Genomic DNA, 17,588 nt, shown 5'->3' with positions numbered 1-17,588 from the left:
AAGGAGAGCGCGATGCAGGACGGACGCACGACCTTATCGAAGTTTCTGATCGACACGCTCGACCGCAAGCCTGGCCCCGATGCCGCAAGCGGGCTCTCGGCCTTGCTGATCGACGTCGCTGCATCCATCAAGACGATCGCGGCAGCGCTCACGCGCGGGGCGCTCGGCGGGCAGCACGGATCGGCGTCGAGCATCAACCTGCATGGCGAAGAGCAGAAGAAGCTCGACCTCGTGACCAACGACATCTTCCTGCAGCATTGCGAATGGGACGGTCTGCTCGCGGGTATGGTGTCGGAGGAAATGGACGGTGTCTATGCAATTCCCGAAACGTATCCGCGCGGCGAATATCTGCTGGCCTTCGATCCGCTCGATGGCTCGTCGAACATCGATATCAATGGCGTGGTCGGTTCCATCTTCTCCGTGTTGAGAAAGAACAGCGCCGACAACGTCATCACCGATGAAGCCGCGTTCCTGCAACCCGGCCGCGAGCAGGTTGCGGCAGGCTACGCGATCTACGGTCCGGCGACCATGCTCGTGATCTCGGTCGGCAATGGCACGCACGGTTTCACGCTCGAACGCGACGTCGGCAACTTCGTGCTCACGCATTCCGAGATCCGCATTCCCGAGGATTCATGCGAGTTCGCGATCAACGCATCGAACGAACGCTTCTGGGAGCCGCCGGTGCGCCGTTACGTGCAGGAATGCAAGGACGGCAGAACGGGCTGTCGCGGCCAGGACTTCAACATGCGCTGGATTGCGTCGATGGTCGCGGAGGTGCATCGCATTCTCATGCGCGGCGGCGTGTTCATGTATCCGCGCGACTTCAAGACGCCTGCAATGGAAGGCCGGTTGCGTCTGCTCTATGAAGCGAACCCGATGAGTTTTCTGATCGAACAGGCGGGTGGACTGTCGACCACGGGTCGCGAGCGCATTCTCGATCTCACGCCGCGCGCGCTGCATCAACGCGTGCCGGTCATTCTGGGATCGCGCAATGAAGTCGCGCGCATTCATCGCTACCACGGCGAGCACGACCGGGGCGAAGACAAGCCGTTTTCGTCACCACTTTTCAACGAGCGCTCGCTGTTTCTGCCGGAGACGCCCGCTTAAAAACGGTTGCAAGCGCACAGAACACATGGATGGCTCGGCTATACATAAGACCGGAGCAGGCGCTTCGATGTGCGCTTCGGTCAACAGGGAGGCAAGCGCATGTCAACCAAACATCCGATCGTCGCCGTGACCGGTTCGAGCGGCGCCGGCACGACCACCGTCATGAAGAGCTTCACGCATATCTTCAGACGCGAGCGCATCAACGCGCAGATCGTCGAGGGCGATGCGTTTCATCGTTACGATCGCCTCGGCATGCGCGAAGCCTTGAAGCAAAGCGAGCGCGACGGTCTGCAGAACTTCAGTCATTTCGGACCCGAAGCCAACCTGCTCGAAGAACTGCAGCAGTTGTTCGCGACCTATGGTGAAACGGGCGGCGGCAAGTTTCGCCGCTACATCCACGACGACGCCGAAGCCGCGCGCTTCAAACAGGACGCGGGCACCTTCACGCCCTGGGAAGACGTCACGGCGGATACCGATCTGATGTTCTACGAAGGGCTGCATGGCGGCGTGGTGACCGACAAGGTGGATGTCGCGCGTCACGCCGATCTTCTGGTGGGCGTCGTGCCCATCATCAATCTCGAATGGATTCAGAAGCTGCATCGCGATCAGAACCTGCGTGGCTATTCGCACGAAGCCGTGGTCGACACGATCCTGCGCCGCATGCCCGATTACGTGAACTACATTTGTCCGCAGTTTTCGCATACGCACGTGAACTTCCAGCGCGTGCCGACCGTGGATACATCGAATCCGTTCACGGCACGCGAGATTCCGCAGGCCGACGAAAGCTTCGTCGTGATTCGCTTCGCGCGGCCCAAGGGCATCGACTTCCCTTATCTGCTGACCATGCTGCATGACTCTTTCATGTCGCGGCCCAATGTGATCGTCGTGCCGGGGGGAAAGATGGGACTCGCCATGCAGCTCATCTTCACGCCGATGATTTTGCAGCTGCGCGACCGACGCGCGCGCGCTTAAAGATTTCCCACCATTGCATCGAAGGAGGCCGCTCATGAGCGCCGTCGCTGAAGCTTTGCCCAAAGCGCGTCACACACCCGACATTCGACAGATGGCCAACGCGCTGCGCATGCTCGCGGTCGATGCGGTCCAGCAAGCGAACTCGGGACATCCCGGCATGCCGATGGGCATGGCGGAGATTGCCGTCGCGCTGTGGGGCCGTCATCTGAAGCACAATCCCGCGGACCCCGACTGGCCGGATCGCGACCGCTTCGTTTTATCGAATGGTCATGGTTCCATGCTGCTCTATGCGCTCCTGCATCTCACCGGCTACGACTTGCCGATAGAAGAACTGAAACGCTTCCGGCAGATGGGCAGCAAGACGCCGGGACATCCGGAAGTGGGCGTGACGCCCGGTGTCGAAACCACGACGGGACCACTCGGGCAAGGACTCGCGAATGCGGTCGGCATGGCGCTCGCCGAGGCTTTGCTTGCGCGCGAGTTCAATCGGCCGGGGCATGAGATCGTCGATCATCGCACGTATGTTTTCGCGGGCGATGGCTGTCTAATGGAAGGCATTTCGCACGAAGCGGCATCGCTTGCGGGCACATTGGGTCTGAACAAGCTCGTCGTGCTGTACGACGACAACGGCATCTCCATCGACGGTCATGTGCAGGGCTGGCTCACCGACGACACCCCGCAACGCTTCGCCGCTTACGGATGGAACGTGCTGCGCGCAGTCGATGGCCACGACGCCGATGCGGTCTCGCATGCGCTGCAGCAGGCGCGCGTATCGACGAAGCCGACGCTCGTCTGTTGCAAGACCGTGATCGGCAAGGGCTCCCCGGCGATGTCCGGCACGCACGATGTCCACGGCGCGCCGCTCGGCACGCTAGAAGTCGAAGCGACGCGGCGCGCGCTCGACTGGCCGCATGCGCCATTCGAAATTCCCGCTTCGATACGCGAACGCTGGAATGCGCGCGAAGCGGGCGCGGCGGCGCAAGAGAATTGGAACGCGCGTCTGCAGGCTTATCGCCGCGTGTATCCGGATGAAGCGGCGGAGTTCGAACGCCGTGCGCGCGGCGCGTTGCCCGCGAATTGGCGCGATTCCGCGCATGCACTCGTGCGCGATGCCGACCGCGCCGGTCAGACGGTCGCGACACGCAAGGCATCGCAGATGGCCATCGAAGGACTCGCGCGCGCGCTGCCTGAACTGCTCGGCGGATCGGCGGATCTCACGGGCTCCAATCTCACGCGATGGAAGGACGCGAAAGACGTCGTATCGAACGGTGAAGATGGCATTGCGGGCAACTATATCCATTTCGGGGTGCGCGAATTCGGCATGAGCGCGGTGCTGAACGGCGTGGCGCTGCATAAAGGCTATCTGCCGTTCGGCGGCACGTTCCTCACGTTCTCCGACTACTCGCGTAACGCCTTGCGCATGGCCGCGTTGATGAAGACGCGCGCGGTGTTCGTCTTTACGCACGATTCGATCGGCCTTGGCGAGGACGGCCCGACGCATCAGCCTATCGAGCACGCCGCCACGTTGCGCATGATTCCCGGTCTCGATGTCTGGCGCCCGTGCGATACGGTCGAGACGGCGCAGGCGTGGATCAGCGCGGTCGAGCGCGACCGGCCTTCGTGTCTCTTGCTGTCGCGGCAGAACCTGCCTTTCGTGCCGCGCGATGAAGCGCAGATCGATGGTATAGAGCGCGGCGGTTATGTGCTCGTTGACTGGCCACCGACGAGCGAACGCGATGCGCGCCGCGTCGTGTTGATGGCGACCGGTTCGGAGGTGTCGCTGGCGCTCGCGGCGGTCGAGCCGCTGAAGGCGCAAGGCATCTTGGCGCGCGTGGTGTCGATGCCGTCCACCACCGTGTTCGACCGGCAGTGTCAGGTGTGGCGCGAGCGCGTGCTGCCCGAGGGCGTGCCGCGCGTGGCAATAGAAGCGGGCGTGACCGGATTCTGGCGGCAGTACGTTGGTTTGCAGGGCGGTGTGATCGGCATCGACCGGTTCGGCGAGTCCGCACCTGCGAGCGAACTGTTCGCGCATTTCGGTGTGACGACGGAAGCGCTAGTCGATGAAGCGAAGCGCGTCGCTGCCTGATTTCTATTCCCGCCAACGGAGACATGACGATGGCTTTTATCGCATTGAGACAATTGCTCGACCACGCGGCCGAGCACGATTACGGCGTGCCTGCGTTCAACGTCAACAACATGGAGCAGGTGCACGCGATCATGCAGGCCGCCGAGGCGACGCAAAGCCCGGTGATCCTGCAGGCGTCGGCGGGCGCGCGCAAGTATGCGGGCGAGACGTATCTGCGGCATCTGGTGCTGGCGGCCATCGAGGCGCATCCGGAGCTTCCGGTGGTGCTGCACCAGGATCACGGCGCGAGCCCTTCGGTGTGTCAGCAGGCGATCCGTTCCGGCTTCACGTCCGTGATGATGGACGGCTCGCTCATGCCGGACCAGAAGACGCCTGCGGACTACGACTACAACGTCGAAGTCAGCCGCCGCGTGGTGGATGCGGCGCATTCGGTCGGGGTATCGGTGGAAGGGGAACTGGGCTGCCTGGGTTCGCTCGAAACGGGCCTTGCGGGCGAAGAGGACGGCGTGGGCGCAAAGGGCGCGCTCAGTCACGACCGCTTGCTCACCGATCCCGATGAAGCGCGCGCCTTCGTCGAAGCGACGGGCATCGATGCGCTGGCGATTGCCATTGGCACGTCGCACGGCGCTTACAAGTTCAGCCGTCAGCCGACGGGCGATATTCTCGCGATAGACCGCATCGCCGAGATACACGCGCGCATTCCGGATACGCATCTCGTGATGCATGGCTCGTCTTCGGTGCCGCAGGAGTGGCTGACGGTGATACGCGAGCACGGCGGCGAGATTGGTTCGACGTTCGGCGTGCCGGTCGAGGAGATACGGCGCGGGATTGCGAATGGCGTGCGCAAGGTCAATATCGACACGGACATTCGCCTTGCGATGACGGGCGCGATGCGTCGCGCGATGGCATCGGCGCGCTCGGAGTTCGATCCGCGTCACGCTTTGAAGGCGGCGACGGCGGCGGCGAGGGACTTATGTATCGAACGGTTCGAGGCGTTCGGGTGCGCGGGGCAAGCGGCGAGGATCAAGCCGATGGCGTTGGAGGCTATGGCGAGGCGGTATCACTGAGGGGCTGGTCAGTTGCGTGAATAGTCTCTGCTTTGGCTCTCAACCAAAGCAGAGACCGATCAAACGACGGTGACGCAGTCGTGGTACGGCGAGAGAAGTCGATCGGAGGTAATCAATCGCAGAAGCTCGCTCGCAGCTTGCGCGACCAGCAGACGATCAAAGGGATCGTAGTGAAAAAGCGGTAGGTCACGTACTGCAAGCGCATGCATATGACTCACGGTAAGTTCGGCATAAGCAAGGTCATCCACTCCGTTGAGGATTTGCTGCACACGCGGTTCAAGCTTGCCGCGAGCGGCTTTGATAGCCAGTTCCCAGATGCTTGCGGAACTGACGTAGATTTCAGTTGCATCTTCGATCAGACTGCGTGCCTTCTTTGGAAGCCGTCGGTCTTCGGTCACGGACCAGACATAGATGTGCGTATCGAGCAACAGTCGCATTACCGGCCCTCGAACGCGGCGAGTATGTCGTTGGGCAGCGGCGCAAGCAACGCTTCGGTTATCGCATCGACCTCTTCTTGCGAGATGAGTCCCTTCGCGATGCCAATCCTCCTGCCCTTGACTCGACGAATGCAGCTGAGCGTAAAGGACGGGCCCGAGTCGTCTTGTATTTCAACCCTTTCCCCCTTTAGCGCCAGCTCAATAAGTTGCGAAAAGTTAGCTTTAGCATATTCAATGCTGACGGTGTGCATCATGTTGTGCTCCGGATAACTAAGTTAGCGTTTCAACATGCTAGACGGTTTGAAACGCCTCGTCGATATGCCGAACAGCCAATTGGGAGCAACCTCATGCCGACCGAATCTCCGCCGGGCGAACCGGGCGCGGATGCCGCGACTTTCGCGCTCATCGCCACCGACGGCACGACCCGCACGCTCGACAGTCTCAAGGGCGAGCGCGGCCTCGTCATCGTGTTCATGTGCAATCACTGCCCGTATGTGAAAGCTGCGTTGCCAGGCCTCATCCGCGACGCCATCCAGCTACGTGAAACAGGCGTGAACGTCGTCGGCATCAACTCGAACGATGCAAGCGTCTACACCGACGACGATTTCGACGCCATGGTGCGCCTCGCCGAAGATCAACGCCTGCCGTTCCCGTATCTCTTCGATGAAACGCAGCAAGTCGCGCATGCATACGGCGCCGTCTGCACGCCGGAATGCTTCGGTTTCGACCATGAGCTGAAGCTGCGCTATCGCGGCAGAATCGATGCATCGCGCAAGGAACCGTTGCCCGATGCGCGCCGCGATCTCTACGAAGCCATGCGCGACATCGCGGTCCATGGCACCACACAGGCTCTGCAACTCCCCGCGCTCGGCTGCTCGATCAAATGGAAAGCGTCGTGACTCAGCGTTTTTTGGTGGGCCCGGGCGCATGCCACGCGCTCAAGTCCTCTTCGGGCCGATCTACCTCGCATCCCCAATCGAGCGGCTGATCCTGATCGAAGCGCTTGCCGAGTTGCCACGCGATCTCGGCCCGCGCGAGTTGCACGCCCATGTAGAACGCGTGTCCGCCATCGGCTTCGAGTTTGAGATCGGGATAAAGCGCGAACGGATCGATTGCAAGGCGATGCCCGTCGCGGTTGTAGACGTGAATGCCATCGGCGGAAACCTGCACGCGAAAGTTGGGGTCGCGCACCGCCGCCGCGAGCGCGCCGATCTCCTCGGCGTTATAAGGAAACGGCCGCTTCGAATGCAGCGCCGACAAGTCGCTCGATATGCCCTTCGGCAAGGTCTGTGTCTCACGCGCCGCATGCATCACGCGCCGCGCGACATCGGCTTCACGCACGGCGCGGCGGGCATGCAGACTCACGGAAGTGGTCAGCACGGCCGCGACGCGCAACTCCGCCGCCATGCCGAACAGCACGGCGTTGATGCCGCTCGTGTCCGCCTCGGTCAACTCGGTCACGTTGCCGACGCCCATCATGATCGGCACATCGGCGTAGCGTTCTCGCAGGCCTACATAGCGCGCAATGGATGCCGCGAGCCCGAACGGGATCGGATCGAGAATCGGATCGGCGAGAAACGAACGGCCGCGTTGCTGCATGATGTCGATGGCCGCATCGAGCGATGCCACGTCGAGCGGTTCGCGCGGCACGAGTATCGGCGTCGATGCCACTTCGTCGGCGACCCACAACGTATCCACATTTAGACTCATCACGTAATCGGCGCCCGCGTGTCCGCCGCGCACGAGTTCATCGGTGAGCATGGAATCGACACTTACGCGAAAACCGCGTTCCTTGAGCATCGTTACCGCATCTTCCAGATGCGGAAACGGCGTCGCGGGCAGGCAACCGATATCGATTACATTCGCGCCCTGAGCCTGATAGTCAAGCGCGCGTGCCGCGATGCCAGCGAGATCGAGACGCGGCGCATCGACGATCTCCGCGAAAATTTCCGTCTCGTAACGCGAGAGATCCACCTTTCGCGCCTCGCGGCCGAAGAACTGCGGCAAGTCCTTGACTTCCTCGGGACCGCGCTCGACCTTCACGCCGAAATGCGCGGAGAGCATGTCGAGGTCGCCACGGCATCGGCCGGGCACGATCACGCGGTGCGTGCCTTCGGTGAGCGGTGGCACCACGCGCCGGCGGATCATGTCGGCCGTCATCAGCCCCGCGACCTGCAAGCCGATTTCGCGCACTTCCCACGAAAATGGCGAGTCCTGATTCGAAGTCGGTGCGATGCCTTCCAGCACCTGATGAAGACTGCGCTCGGCGAGCCGTCCGGTCAGGAAGACGATGTGTTCCATGCGAGCTTCAGTTCGGATAACCGTTGATCGAGAGCGCGGCGCAAGTCGTCGAGCGTGCGCGCGACCGTCGTGAGTTCGAAGCGCGCAAGCCGTTCGACGTTGCCGAATTCGATGGCGCGCGGCCGCAGTTCGACCCATTGACGCGGCGCATGCGTGATGACGCTCGGTTCCGTATCGCATGCATACACGATGCCCGGCACACACTGCTTACCGGCCTGCGCGAAGAGATTGGTCGGGAGCGTATCGGAGATGCCGAACGCGCACTTGGCGACGGTGTTGCTCGTTGCGGGCGCGATCACGACGGTGTGATAGTCGCCCTGATATAGCATGCCGACGGGCACGCTGCTCGCGCTGTTATCGCGAAACACGCGAAAGCGTTCGCGCAGTTTCGCGAGGGTCCAGCCGTAGAGCGGCAGCACTTCCTCGCCCGCGGACGACAAGAACATGTCGACGCCCGGCAAGCGCAGCGCAAGCTCGATGGATTCCTCGAGCATATGGCCGGAGCCCGTGACGCACCACGCAAAGCGCGCGTCGGCTTTGAATTCGTCGAGCCGGCGCGCGGGCGTGGGTTCGCTGGACCGTTCCGTCATGCGTCGGCTTGATCCGCTGCGTTGGGCGAGTCGTGCGACAACCTGATATGCAGACGATGCATCTTCCGGTACAACGTGTTGCGGCTGATGCCGAGCACCTTCGCCACGTTGCTCACGTTCCAGCGATGTTCGTCGAGCAATTGCAGCACGGTCTCGCGCTCACGCAACTGAATGGCGTTGAGCGTGGACGTATCGGCGTCTTCGGTGAGATGCGCGAACGTAGCGGCGACATTCGGCGTGCGCGGCGCGCTTTGCGTCGCGGTCTGCGCCGACACACCGTTGACGATTTCCGGCGGCAGATGCGCGCAGCGAATCTCGGGACCGTCGCACAACGCAATCGCCATTTGCAGCACATGCCGCAACTGCCGGATGTTGCCGGGCCACGCATAACTCAGCAGCGCCTGCCGCGCTTCGACGCTCAATGAAGGCGGCTCGGACGTTTCCGTTTCGAGGATATGGCAGATGAGCGCGAGCGCATCGGCCCGTTCGCGCAACGGCGGCAGATTGATCTCGATCCCGTTCAGCCGATAGTACAAATCCTCGCGAAAGAGGCCGGTCTGCACGAGTTCGATCAGGTTTCTATGGCTCGCGCTGATGAGCTGAAAGTCCACCTTCACGGTGGTTTCAGCACCGAGCGGCGTCACCTCGTGCTCTTCCAGTACGCGTAAGAGACGCGCTTGCAGAGCGAGCGGCATGTCGCCGATTTCATCCAGAAACAGCGTGCCGCCATTGGCCTGCACGATCTTGCCGCGCCGGCCTTCGCGCTGCGCGCCGGTGAAAGCGCCCGCGCGATACCCGAACAACTCGCTCTCGATGAGATTCTCCGGCAACGATGCACAGTTCACCGCGACGAACGCACCCGACCCGTTCGGGCTGATGCTGTGCAGCGCATTGGCGAACACTTCCTTGCCGGTGCCGGTCTGGCCGCGCAAGATGATCGGAATCTTGCGCTGGATCACGCGCGCCGCAAGCTGAATCTGCGAAGCCATGCGCGGATCGCCGAATTCCAGATGCGAGAGTTTGTCGAGGCGGCCCGCGCCGAAGCTCGCACCATCACGAACGTCGCGGACATCCTGGGCATCGCGTTTTGGCGCTCTTACGCGCGATCCCGGCGCGGAAGAATCGCGCGTGACGGGATCGTTCAGGAGAATGCGGCTCGTGTCGCGCATGCCTTCGCGCGGCGTCTGCGCGGTCAGGAAAAAGCGCGTGTTGGCCTTCGCGCTGTACACGGTCACCGGATGAAACGAGCCGCGAATGCTGCGCGCGATCATGTCTTCGAGCGATGCGTTGAACGCTTCCTCGATGCGCTTGCCGTACAACTCCGCAGGCGAACGCAGGTCGAGCTGAAAGAGCGCGCTGCGGCTCGCGGCGAGCACCACGCCGTCGTCGCTGACAGCGAGCTTGCCCGCGTGCAGCGTGCCGACGAATTCCGGCCGGCTATGAAAATGAATCATGTTCGCGTGACGGTAGCGCGCATCGATCAAACGATTTTCGATCATCTGCCGCGACATGCCGACGAGCACCAGCGAATGCTGCTGCAGGAGCTTCGAGCGGCTCGTGACATCGAGCACGCCGACCACCGTGCCGCGATCGTCGAAGATCGGCGCGGCCGAACACGTGAGCGACGTATAGCGCGGATAGAAATGCTCGTGCTGGCACACGGCAATGCAGTCGCGCTCGATCAGACACGTACCCATGCCGTTGGTGCCGGCTTCGCGCTCGCTCCACACGGCGCCCACGCGCAAGCCATCGGCGGCGACGGCCTCGCCGAACGGCACCGAGGACACCTGATGAACGATCACGCCGTCCGCATCGACGAGTACGACAGCGAGTTCGGGATCGGCCAGTTGCTGATAAAGCGTCGTCATCTCCAGCTTCGAGCACGCGATGAGATCGCTCGCGGCCTCGCGGCGCTCGGTGAGTTCGCGCTGCGTGAGCACGGGTGGCATGACGAAATGGCCGGGGTCGAGCCTGAACTCCGTCAGGCAGCGCGTCCACGATTGCGCGACCGAAGCGCTGGTGCGGCGTGACGCCAGCGGATTGTTCACGATATTCAGCACTTCCCTGACATGCGTATCTACGTCTGCTAGCAACGACATGGGGCCGTGTCTCCGTGACGTCCGTTCCGGCTGCGCTCGTACGTGTTTACGCGTACGGCACAGCCGTCGAAAGTCGAATCTGTTGTGTTTTCCGCTGGCGCTGCGGGTCTCGCTACTCTATTGGTACTTGTATTTGCCGATAACCGCACGCGCGCGCCTCGTGGCCGTAGTGCCCGATTGCCTTCAGTCGGCCAGCACGGTTCTCAAAAACTTTACATGCTCTGACGCATTGGTTCAATAAGTAGTCGCATTGGTTTAAGCGTTCTTGCCCGCTTCTTGCTTGGAGCTTACAGATTTTTCGATGCCGTTCCGGAGACGACGATATGGGCAAATTCGAACCGATTCGCGACGCCATTCAGGCGGACGCCGATGCATCCCGTGGGGCTCACATGGATATCGTCTATATCGAGGGACTCACGGGCCAGACGGTGATCGGCATCGACAAGAGCGAACTGCACGACCCGCAGCCGGTGCGCATGAATCTCGCGATCGGCGTGCCCTCGCTGCGCGCGTGCGTCACGGATCGTATCGAAGATACAATCAATTATGCTGCGGTGCGGGAGGCGATTCTCGGGCTCCTGGCAGCGCACCATGTGCAGTTGCTCGAAGCGCTCGCCGAACAGATCGCGCAGCGCGTGATCGCGGACTTCGGCGCGCATTGGGTGAGGGTATCGCTCGAAAAGCCGGCCAAGTTCGAGGATGTCGAAGCGGTGGGCGTCGTCATCGAAAGGCGGCGGAGCGCGGCGACGGCATCGCCGCGTGGCGGCGTGAGTCTCGCGTGGATCGGGCGCGGCTATATGCCGGAATGAGCGTCGAGTCTTGCCGGTGCGTCACTGACGACACCGGCAGCATCTGCATGAAACGGCTGAACCGGCTTATCGAGCCGCCGCCTTCTGCACGATTCCGCAAGCCTTGAATGCGTCCTTCTGAAGCTCGCGGTACTTCTTCGTCTGTGCCTTGGCGCGATCCACGCGAAACTCGCCGCCGCCTTCGCCACCAAGCGAGGCGTACTTGGAGAACGTCATCTGCTCGACGAAATCGTCGTAGGTGAGGCTCTGGGAGATCTTGTCGATGGCGCAGGAGCACTTGTAGACGTTGGCGAAGTCGTGGCCGTTGTCGTCCATGCAGCCGAGCACGTATTCGACGCGTCCCTCGGTCGGATAATCATGTCGCGAAGCGGAAGCACCGTCCTTGGCCGCGGCCGTCGCGCCGAACGAAAGCGGCGAAGCGAGCGAGAGGCAAGTGAGCACCGTCAACGCGCAGCAACGTGGGGTCATGCGATAAGCCTCGTATTCATCCGTGATTCATGTTTGATTCGAAAGCAGCCGGCGCGGATGTAAGCCCCGCGCCGGCCACGACAGACGATCAGTTCGCTGCGAACGGATGCGCCGCCGATCCCTTCTTCGAAACGACTTCCGAAGCCTTGGGCTCGCCCGCCACCGCACGCTGGAGAGCTTCCTTGGTTGCCTTGTAGTTGTACTCCTGAATCTTCTTGTCGTCATCCGCTTCCCAGTGGATGAAAACCCCGACGCAGATGAAAAGGTCGTCGGCTTCGTCGGCGGGAATGGTGCCGTCCTCCACGCTGTCGGCGACCGCGAGCGCCACCGCATGCTGCGCCGGGCCGAACATCTGCACGGCTTGCTTCGCGCCCTTGATCGTGACCTTGTTGAAGAGAATGGTGTTCGGCTTGGTCAGCAAATTCGGTGCGACCACGGCGAGTAGCGATGTGAAGCCGTCCTTGTTGTTGGTCAGCGCGTTGCAGAACGCGGTCTCGGCAGCGGAACCTCGCGGTCCGATGATCAAGTCGATGTGAGCGACTTCGTTGCCATCGCCGACGAGCGACTCTCCTACCAGAACGCGGTTGATCTTGGCCATGCTCTTCCTCCAATGGATTTGTTTCTAGGGACGTCTGACTCGCTCCCGAAGCACGATCCTCAAACCCGTCTCAAGGCGTTCGCACCGCGCAAAGCGGACTGCATAAACGCGAAGTTCCTAACATGTTCCGTGCCAATTTTTGTCCGCGACCGGCGCGCTTCGTGCAAATCAATCGGCAAACGCGCCCATCGCGAGCGCCACGAACAAGGTTGCAACCGCGAGGTCCGCGCTCGTGCCGGGGTTGATGCCGCGCGCCTTCAGTTCGGCGTCCCACGAGTCGAATTCGGGGCAGTCGTGAAAACTTCCTTCGGCGCGCCATCGGTCGTGATGTAAAGCTGCATCGCGCGTGACACTTTGCGCCATCGCCGCGCCGAGCTTGCGCACTATGTGCGAATCGGGCCATGAACGCAGGAAGATGAGGAACGCGTCGAGCATGGCTTCCTGTGCCGTCGATGCATCGATCAATCGGACGGTATCGAAGATATCGGCGAAGCCATTGGCGTATTGCCGCGCGATGCTGTCGCGGTCGGCGGCAAGCGTCATCGCCGCGCGCAGGTCAATAGTAGGCGCGGCGTGGATGGTTTGTTCCGGCGCGTCGCCGAGGCCGCCCGGATTGGCCAGCGCAATCGCGCGGTAAGCGAGGCGCGCGTCTTCCATGTCGAGCGCATGCAGCGCGCTTTGCGTTGCAGTGCGCCAAGCGGCGATATCGCGTGGAGCGGCTTCTTCGAAAGCCACGCACAGCGGCGCGCACAAGAGCACGATGCCGAGGTTCGTATTGCAGCCTGCAACGTCGAAACTGCGGCGCACCGCTTCGAGAATGCGCGTGCCGACGCTTGCATTCGGCTCGAACAAGCCGATTGCAGCCGCTTGAGCGCTTTCGACGAACTGGCTCGCGATCATTCCGTGTCCGGCGCTCGCCGTGCTCACGTTGCCCGGTTTGCGCGTTTCCACATCGAGCCGGCATGCGCGCAGAAAAGCCGCTTTGATGTGATGAAGCTCAGGCATCGCCGCTCGCCCGCGCGAGGTTTCCTTTCGATGCCGCGAGCTTGCGGTCGAGCAGATCGTCGACGAGCAGCGCGGCGATATCGAGCGATGTCACCGATTGCAGCCCGCGCCACGCCGCCACGCCGTTCACTTCGAGCACGAGCGGCCGGCCGCCTTCCGGCGCGATGAGATCGACGCCCGCGTAATCCAGGCCGAGCGCAGCGGTTGCGCGCACCGCCGTTTCCGCGAGCGCGGGCGTGAGTTCGGCGGGCTCGCAGCGTGCACCGCGCGCGAAGTTATGAATCCAGTCCTCGCCGCCCACGCGCTTCATCGCGGCCACGGCCTGTGTGCCGATCACGAGCACGCGCCAGTCGAAACCGGGCTCGCCGCTATCGACATAACGCTGAAGATATGCGACCTGACTAAAAGGCTTGAGCGATGGCAACGGCGCGCACGCCTGCCCGCGCGAGCGCGCGCCGAGCCGTTTCAAGCCCTTGCCTTGCGAGCCGAACAGCGGCTTGATGACGACCTGCCTGCCCGCAGCCGCCTCGCGCATCAACACGCGTTGCGCATGCGCCGTGGATTCGCCGGCCCATGTGGCCGGGGTCGGCACGCCGTAGCGGTTGAGCAGAAAGCTCGTCATCGACTTGTCCACGCTGCGCTCGATCGCGCGGGCGTCGTTATAGACCGGCACGCCGCATTCGCGCAGCGCATGCAGAATGCCGAGCCGCAACGTGACCTGCTCGAAGGTTCCGCCCGCGATGCCGCGCACGAATACCGCATCGGGCAGGGCGTGGCCGAAGCCGGGAATCGCGAGGCCGAACGGTGGCCAGGTGGTGTCGATACGGCAATCCGCGAGATCGACGCAACGCGCCTCGACGCCGCGCGCGCGGAACGCCTTCTTCAGCCGGCCCGTGTGCCAGCCGGTTTCGTCGGTCATGATGGCGACGCGCGATACCATCGTCATGCCGCGTCCTTCTTGCCGCGCCATTGCGCATCGAGCAGCGCCTGATCGAGCTTGCCGCCGCGATAGGTCGCGCCGCTATCTAGGCTCGATACCCACGCTTCGGCGGGCGCGAAGAGCGCGCCATCGATCTGATAAAAGTCGTAGTTGAACGACGTGAAGATTTCCGCGAAGGGACGCCCGTAATCGCGCGCATTCGCCGAAGGCAACTCGGCGGCAAGGCGCTTCGCCACGGCATCGCTCCTGACGGTGAGATGCACGCGGCCTCCGTAGAGAATGGCGTCGTTGGTGCGGCCCATCGCCTGAATGGCGTCGGGCGAGGGCGGCGGCAAGGGCGCGGTGCCGCTGCCTTCCACGATCTCGCTCAGGTCCACGCCCAGCACATGCGTCTTATGGAGCGCCACTTCCACCACGCGTGCAACGACTTGCACCGTGCCCGCCACAGACTGCGTCGGCGTGACCGCGATGACGAGCTTGTCCGCCGCGAGCCCGCAATCCGCGAGTACTTTGTCGATGACGATCTGCGGTGGCAAGCGGTCCACTTCCATGACGAGCGCGCCGCGTTCGTGATGGTCGCGATACGCGAGTTCGTCGAAGAGCGGCTCCTTGCCTGCAAGCGCGCGCGCTGGCCCCGAGCCGAGCGAGAAGAATTTCTTGCCGCCCGTTTGTTCCTTCGTCGCCGAAAGACTCCAGCCCGCGTACTGACTGCCGAGACACGCGAGCACGGGGTTCGAGGTCTGCACTTCGATATAGCTCGGCCAGGAAGGCGCGGCATCGAAAGCGCTGCGCAACTCGACACGCCCGAGCCCGCCCATGCAGATACGCGCGATCAAGAGGCCCGCTTCGGCGCTGCCTGCGGCGTTCACGCCAGCATCGACGATAACGGTGCCAGCCGGCGTGCGCGTGACTTCCACCCGCAAGCGCGCGGCGTCGTCGATCAGGCGATCCACGAGCCTCGCGCTCGATGCGTTGACGCTGAGTTGATTCGATGAAGTCATGGGCAGTATGAGTCGATGCGTTGCAGAAGCCGCGCGCTTTCATTTGTCAGTGCATTGCGCAAGGCGTCGAGCGTGGGCGCGGCTGCGGTGACCGTGCAGACCGGCATGCCCGCTTCGATGCGCGCGCCGGTGAGCGGCACGTCGTGACACGCGGGGTCTTCGAAACACGCATCGCTGAAGAGGCGCGACACGGTAAACGACGCGGGTGCAAAGACCACGCGCTGGCCCGCTATCGACGCCGGCGTTCGCGACGATGCAAGCGCCGAACGCGGCAACGCGCCGTGCAGGCATGCGTCGAGATGCGCGCCGATCAATCCGCGCGGCCATTCATCGGGCCATGCGGCTTCGTAGAGCGCCATCGTCGAGGAGGGGCGTGTGTTCACTTCGAGGACTTGAAACGTGTCGTCATCGAGCAGAAAGTCGATGCTGTTGAGTCCCGTCAAGCCGGTCTTCCACACGATGGTTTCGATGGCGGCAACGATGCGCTCGGTTATCCCTGGCGGCAATGCGATCGGCCCGAGCGAACCCGCGTGCACGAAAGGCAGACGCCCCGTTTCGATACTCAACTGTTCCGCGAAGCCAATGATCGCCGCTTCGCGACGCGCCGCGACGAAGAGCGCGGACATCGAACGGCCTTGCGCGAGACGCTGAAAATAGGCATCGGCGGGAGCGTTGTCAGCGTGTTCCGCCCATTCGATATGCGTGCCGCCGCAGCCGTCCGAACGCTTCATGAGCCAGCCGCGCGCATCGGCGGGCCTGTCGAAGCGCACTGCCGGATGCGCGATCTGCGCGTCGTCGAGCAGCGCGAAGAAGCGGCGCGGGTCGCGCACCGCGGCCGCTTCCACGCCATTGCCGATGAAGCGCGGCATATGCGGCATGCGGCTCAGTTCATTCGCGAGCGGTTCGAGCCCGCTCGTCACGATGAGCCCCAGCATGCGCGGCAGACGCGCGGCGCATTCGAGCGCATCGAAAAGACGGGTGCGGTCTATCGACAAGCCATCCCCTCCGATATCGAACCACATGCCCGAGTTCTCGCGCGTGTCGCGGTCGCCGAAGATATCGAGCGCCACGACGTTGAGCCCGGCACGCGCGGCGGATTGCGCGAGCAGCCGGGCTGAAAGCCCCGCCACGGCGACGCGTGGCGCACGCGCTGCAACGGGATGGATCATGAGCCGAGCCCCGCGACGACCGCGCGCGCTTCGTCGAATGCTTCGGGATAGCCGAGATACACGGGCTTGCCGCCGGTACGCATGCGCAAGAAGAGCCGATGCTCCGCCTGATACTTCACGTTGCCAATGGCGAGCGCGCCGATGCCGATGGCGTCCGCGCGTGCCGCGCCCGCGAGCGGCTTGCCGTTGTCCATCACGTTGACGCCCGCGATGCCTTCGGGCGGCACCGCGTTGACGTCCGCCGCGATCAGCAGGTTCTTGGCATGCGCGAGATCGGCGGCACTCATCACCTGCACGCCTGCAACTGCGGTGGCGAAGACGACTTCCGCACGCCCCAGTTCGCGATGCAATTGCTCGGGCGTGCCGGTCGCAACGCCGGACGTGGCAATGTCGAAGCGCCGGTTGATCTCGTCGCTCACCTGGGTCGCGCGGGACTGGCTCGAATGGCTCGCGACGACGACATCCGCACCGAGCGATGCGGCCATCGCGGCCGCGACGCGTCCCACCGCGCCCGTGCCGCCGAGTATCAAGACGCGCTTGCCGCCGAGATCGACGCCATGCACGGCCTTCAGATGTTTTTCCGCGAGCGCGACGAGCGCGGCGGCCGTGGTGTAGGCGCCCGATGGGTCGGTAAAGACAGAGACCTCGAAGGGCGGGACCATCGCCTGACGCGCCTTTTCGAGCATGTCGGCGGCGAGCATGACATCGCGTCCGCCTATGAAGATGCCCGTGCGCGATACGCCCTTCGGTCCGCGTGAAAAGATCGCATCCTGCGTGAGTTGCACGACGATATCTTCATCGACATTGCAGTAAGGCACGACGATCTGATAGCCGGCATCGGCCGCCATGTTGACATCGAACGGACTCATCTGCGGCGTGCTCGTGAACATGTGGAGCACATAAGGTCTTTCGAAAGCTTCGGACATGTCGATGGACTCG

General features: G+C 63.0%; 18 protein-coding genes. 6 read left to right on the top strand and 12 right to left on the bottom strand.

The annotated features are described in order from the left end of the window. The first annotated feature begins 12 nt into the window (after window positions 1–12). The 4 genes from NCT04_RS20985 (at window position 13) to fba (ending at window position 5,232) form a co-directional block, all read left to right on the top strand. Window positions 13–1,107, top strand: a complete 1,095-nt coding sequence (locus tag NCT04_RS20985; protein WP_244828819.1) for a class 1 fructose-bisphosphatase — start codon at window positions 13–15, stop codon at window positions 1,105–1,107. 99 nt (window positions 1,108–1,206) lie between these two features. Continuing rightward, window positions 1,207–2,079: a phosphoribulokinase gene (locus tag NCT04_RS20980; RefSeq protein WP_244828818.1), complete on the top strand. Its 873-nt coding sequence runs from the start codon at window positions 1,207–1,209 to the stop codon at window positions 2,077–2,079. A 34-nt stretch (window positions 2,080–2,113) separates the two neighbouring features. Then, window positions 2,114–4,165 (top strand): transketolase, encoded by a 2,052-nt coding sequence (tkt, locus tag NCT04_RS20975; RefSeq protein WP_250467542.1) that lies wholly within the window; start codon window positions 2,114–2,116, stop codon window positions 4,163–4,165. Window positions 4,166–4,194: 29 nt separating this feature from the next. After that, window positions 4,195–5,232 carry a class II fructose-bisphosphate aldolase gene (gene fba / locus NCT04_RS20970; RefSeq protein WP_244828816.1) on the top strand — a complete coding sequence of 346 codons (1,038 nt, stop codon included), beginning with the start codon at window positions 4,195–4,197 and terminating at the stop codon, window positions 5,230–5,232. A gap of 59 nt (window positions 5,233–5,291) precedes the next feature. On the opposite strand, the gene NCT04_RS20965 is transcribed toward fba, so the two are convergent. Together NCT04_RS20965 and NCT04_RS20960 are read right to left on the bottom strand one after the other, a co-directional pair. Beyond that, window positions 5,292–5,669, bottom strand: a complete 378-nt coding sequence (locus tag NCT04_RS20965) for a type II toxin-antitoxin system VapC family toxin (protein WP_250467541.1) — start codon at window positions 5,667–5,669, stop codon at window positions 5,292–5,294. Then, window positions 5,669–5,923 carry a type II toxin-antitoxin system Phd/YefM family antitoxin gene (locus NCT04_RS20960; protein ID WP_250467540.1) on the bottom strand — a complete coding sequence of 85 codons (255 nt, stop codon included), beginning with the start codon at window positions 5,921–5,923 and terminating at the stop codon, window positions 5,669–5,671. The genes NCT04_RS20965 and NCT04_RS20960 overlap by 1 nt, the downstream gene beginning before the upstream one ends. Window positions 5,924–6,016: 93 nt before the next feature. On the opposite strand from NCT04_RS20960, the gene NCT04_RS20955 reads away from it, so the two are divergent. Beyond that, window positions 6,017–6,568 (top strand): thioredoxin family protein, encoded by a 552-nt coding sequence (locus tag NCT04_RS20955; RefSeq protein ID WP_244828813.1) that lies wholly within the window; start codon window positions 6,017–6,019, stop codon window positions 6,566–6,568. A 1-nt stretch (window position 6,569) separates the two neighbouring features. Here NCT04_RS20955 and NCT04_RS20950 read toward each other — a convergent pair whose 3' ends face one another. The 3 genes from NCT04_RS20950 to NCT04_RS20940 are packed head-to-tail and all read right to left on the bottom strand — an operon-like array spanning window position 6,570 to window position 10,659. Then, on the bottom strand, window positions 6,570–7,970 hold the full coding sequence (locus tag NCT04_RS20950; protein ID WP_250467539.1) for a DUF6513 domain-containing protein: 1,401 nt from the start codon (window positions 7,968–7,970) through the stop codon (window positions 6,570–6,572). Next, the gene (locus NCT04_RS20945; protein WP_250467538.1) at window positions 7,949–8,560 is read right to left on the bottom strand and encodes a flavoprotein; all 612 of its coding nucleotides are present in this window, start codon (window positions 8,558–8,560) and stop codon (window positions 7,949–7,951) included. Before NCT04_RS20945 ends, NCT04_RS20950 begins: the two co-directional genes overlap by 22 nt. Further along, a complete protein-coding gene (locus NCT04_RS20940; protein WP_250467537.1) occupies window positions 8,557–10,659 on the bottom strand; it encodes a sigma-54-dependent Fis family transcriptional regulator in 2,103 nt (700 codons plus the stop codon). The genes NCT04_RS20945 and NCT04_RS20940 overlap by 4 nt, the downstream gene beginning before the upstream one ends. Before the next feature lie 323 nt (window positions 10,660–10,982). Here NCT04_RS20940 and NCT04_RS20935 point away from each other — a divergent pair, with 323 nt between their 5' ends. Next, on the top strand, window positions 10,983–11,468 hold the full coding sequence (locus NCT04_RS20935) for a dihydroneopterin aldolase (protein WP_250467536.1): 486 nt from the start codon (window positions 10,983–10,985) through the stop codon (window positions 11,466–11,468). Between the two features lie 66 nt (window positions 11,469–11,534). Here the strand turns inward: NCT04_RS20935 and NCT04_RS20930 are convergent, their stop codons facing one another. The 7 genes from NCT04_RS20930 to NCT04_RS20900 all read right to left on the bottom strand — a co-directional run bounded on the left by NCT04_RS20930 (window position 11,535) and on the right by NCT04_RS20900 (window position 17,575). Continuing rightward, window positions 11,535–11,936 carry a hypothetical protein gene (locus tag NCT04_RS20930; RefSeq protein ID WP_244828808.1) on the bottom strand — a complete coding sequence of 134 codons (402 nt, stop codon included), beginning with the start codon at window positions 11,934–11,936 and terminating at the stop codon, window positions 11,535–11,537. 88 nt (window positions 11,937–12,024) lie between these two features. Then, a complete protein-coding gene (fae, locus tag NCT04_RS20925; RefSeq protein WP_244828807.1) occupies window positions 12,025–12,534 on the bottom strand; it encodes a formaldehyde-activating enzyme in 510 nt (169 codons plus the stop codon). 168 nt (window positions 12,535–12,702) lie between these two features. Then, on the bottom strand, window positions 12,703–13,539 hold the full coding sequence (locus NCT04_RS20920; RefSeq protein ID WP_250467535.1) for a triphosphoribosyl-dephospho-CoA synthase: 837 nt from the start codon (window positions 13,537–13,539) through the stop codon (window positions 12,703–12,705). Continuing rightward, on the bottom strand, window positions 13,532–14,479 hold the full coding sequence (locus NCT04_RS20915) for an ATP-grasp domain-containing protein (protein ID WP_250467706.1): 948 nt from the start codon (window positions 14,477–14,479) through the stop codon (window positions 13,532–13,534). The genes NCT04_RS20920 and NCT04_RS20915 overlap by 8 nt, the downstream gene beginning before the upstream one ends. Window positions 14,480–14,481: 2 nt before the next feature. Continuing rightward, window positions 14,482–15,480, bottom strand: a complete 999-nt coding sequence (mch, locus tag NCT04_RS20910; RefSeq protein WP_250467534.1) for a methenyltetrahydromethanopterin cyclohydrolase — start codon at window positions 15,478–15,480, stop codon at window positions 14,482–14,484. Continuing rightward, the gene (locus tag NCT04_RS20905) at window positions 15,477–16,649 is read right to left on the bottom strand and encodes an ATP-grasp domain-containing protein (protein ID WP_250467533.1); all 1,173 of its coding nucleotides are present in this window, start codon (window positions 16,647–16,649) and stop codon (window positions 15,477–15,479) included. The genes mch and NCT04_RS20905 overlap by 4 nt, the downstream gene beginning before the upstream one ends. After that, window positions 16,646–17,575 (bottom strand): NAD(P)-dependent methylenetetrahydromethanopterin dehydrogenase, encoded by a 930-nt coding sequence (locus NCT04_RS20900; protein ID WP_244828803.1) that lies wholly within the window; start codon window positions 17,573–17,575, stop codon window positions 16,646–16,648. The genes NCT04_RS20905 and NCT04_RS20900 overlap by 4 nt, the downstream gene beginning before the upstream one ends. Between the last annotated feature and the right edge of the window lie 13 nt (window positions 17,576–17,588).

Source organism: Caballeronia sp. GAFFF2 (assembly GCF_023631485.1).
Classification (GTDB): Bacteria; Pseudomonadota; Gammaproteobacteria; order Burkholderiales; family Burkholderiaceae; genus Caballeronia.
Note: the sequence above shows the minus strand (reverse complement) of the source record. Positions and strands in the feature narration are given on the sequence as shown.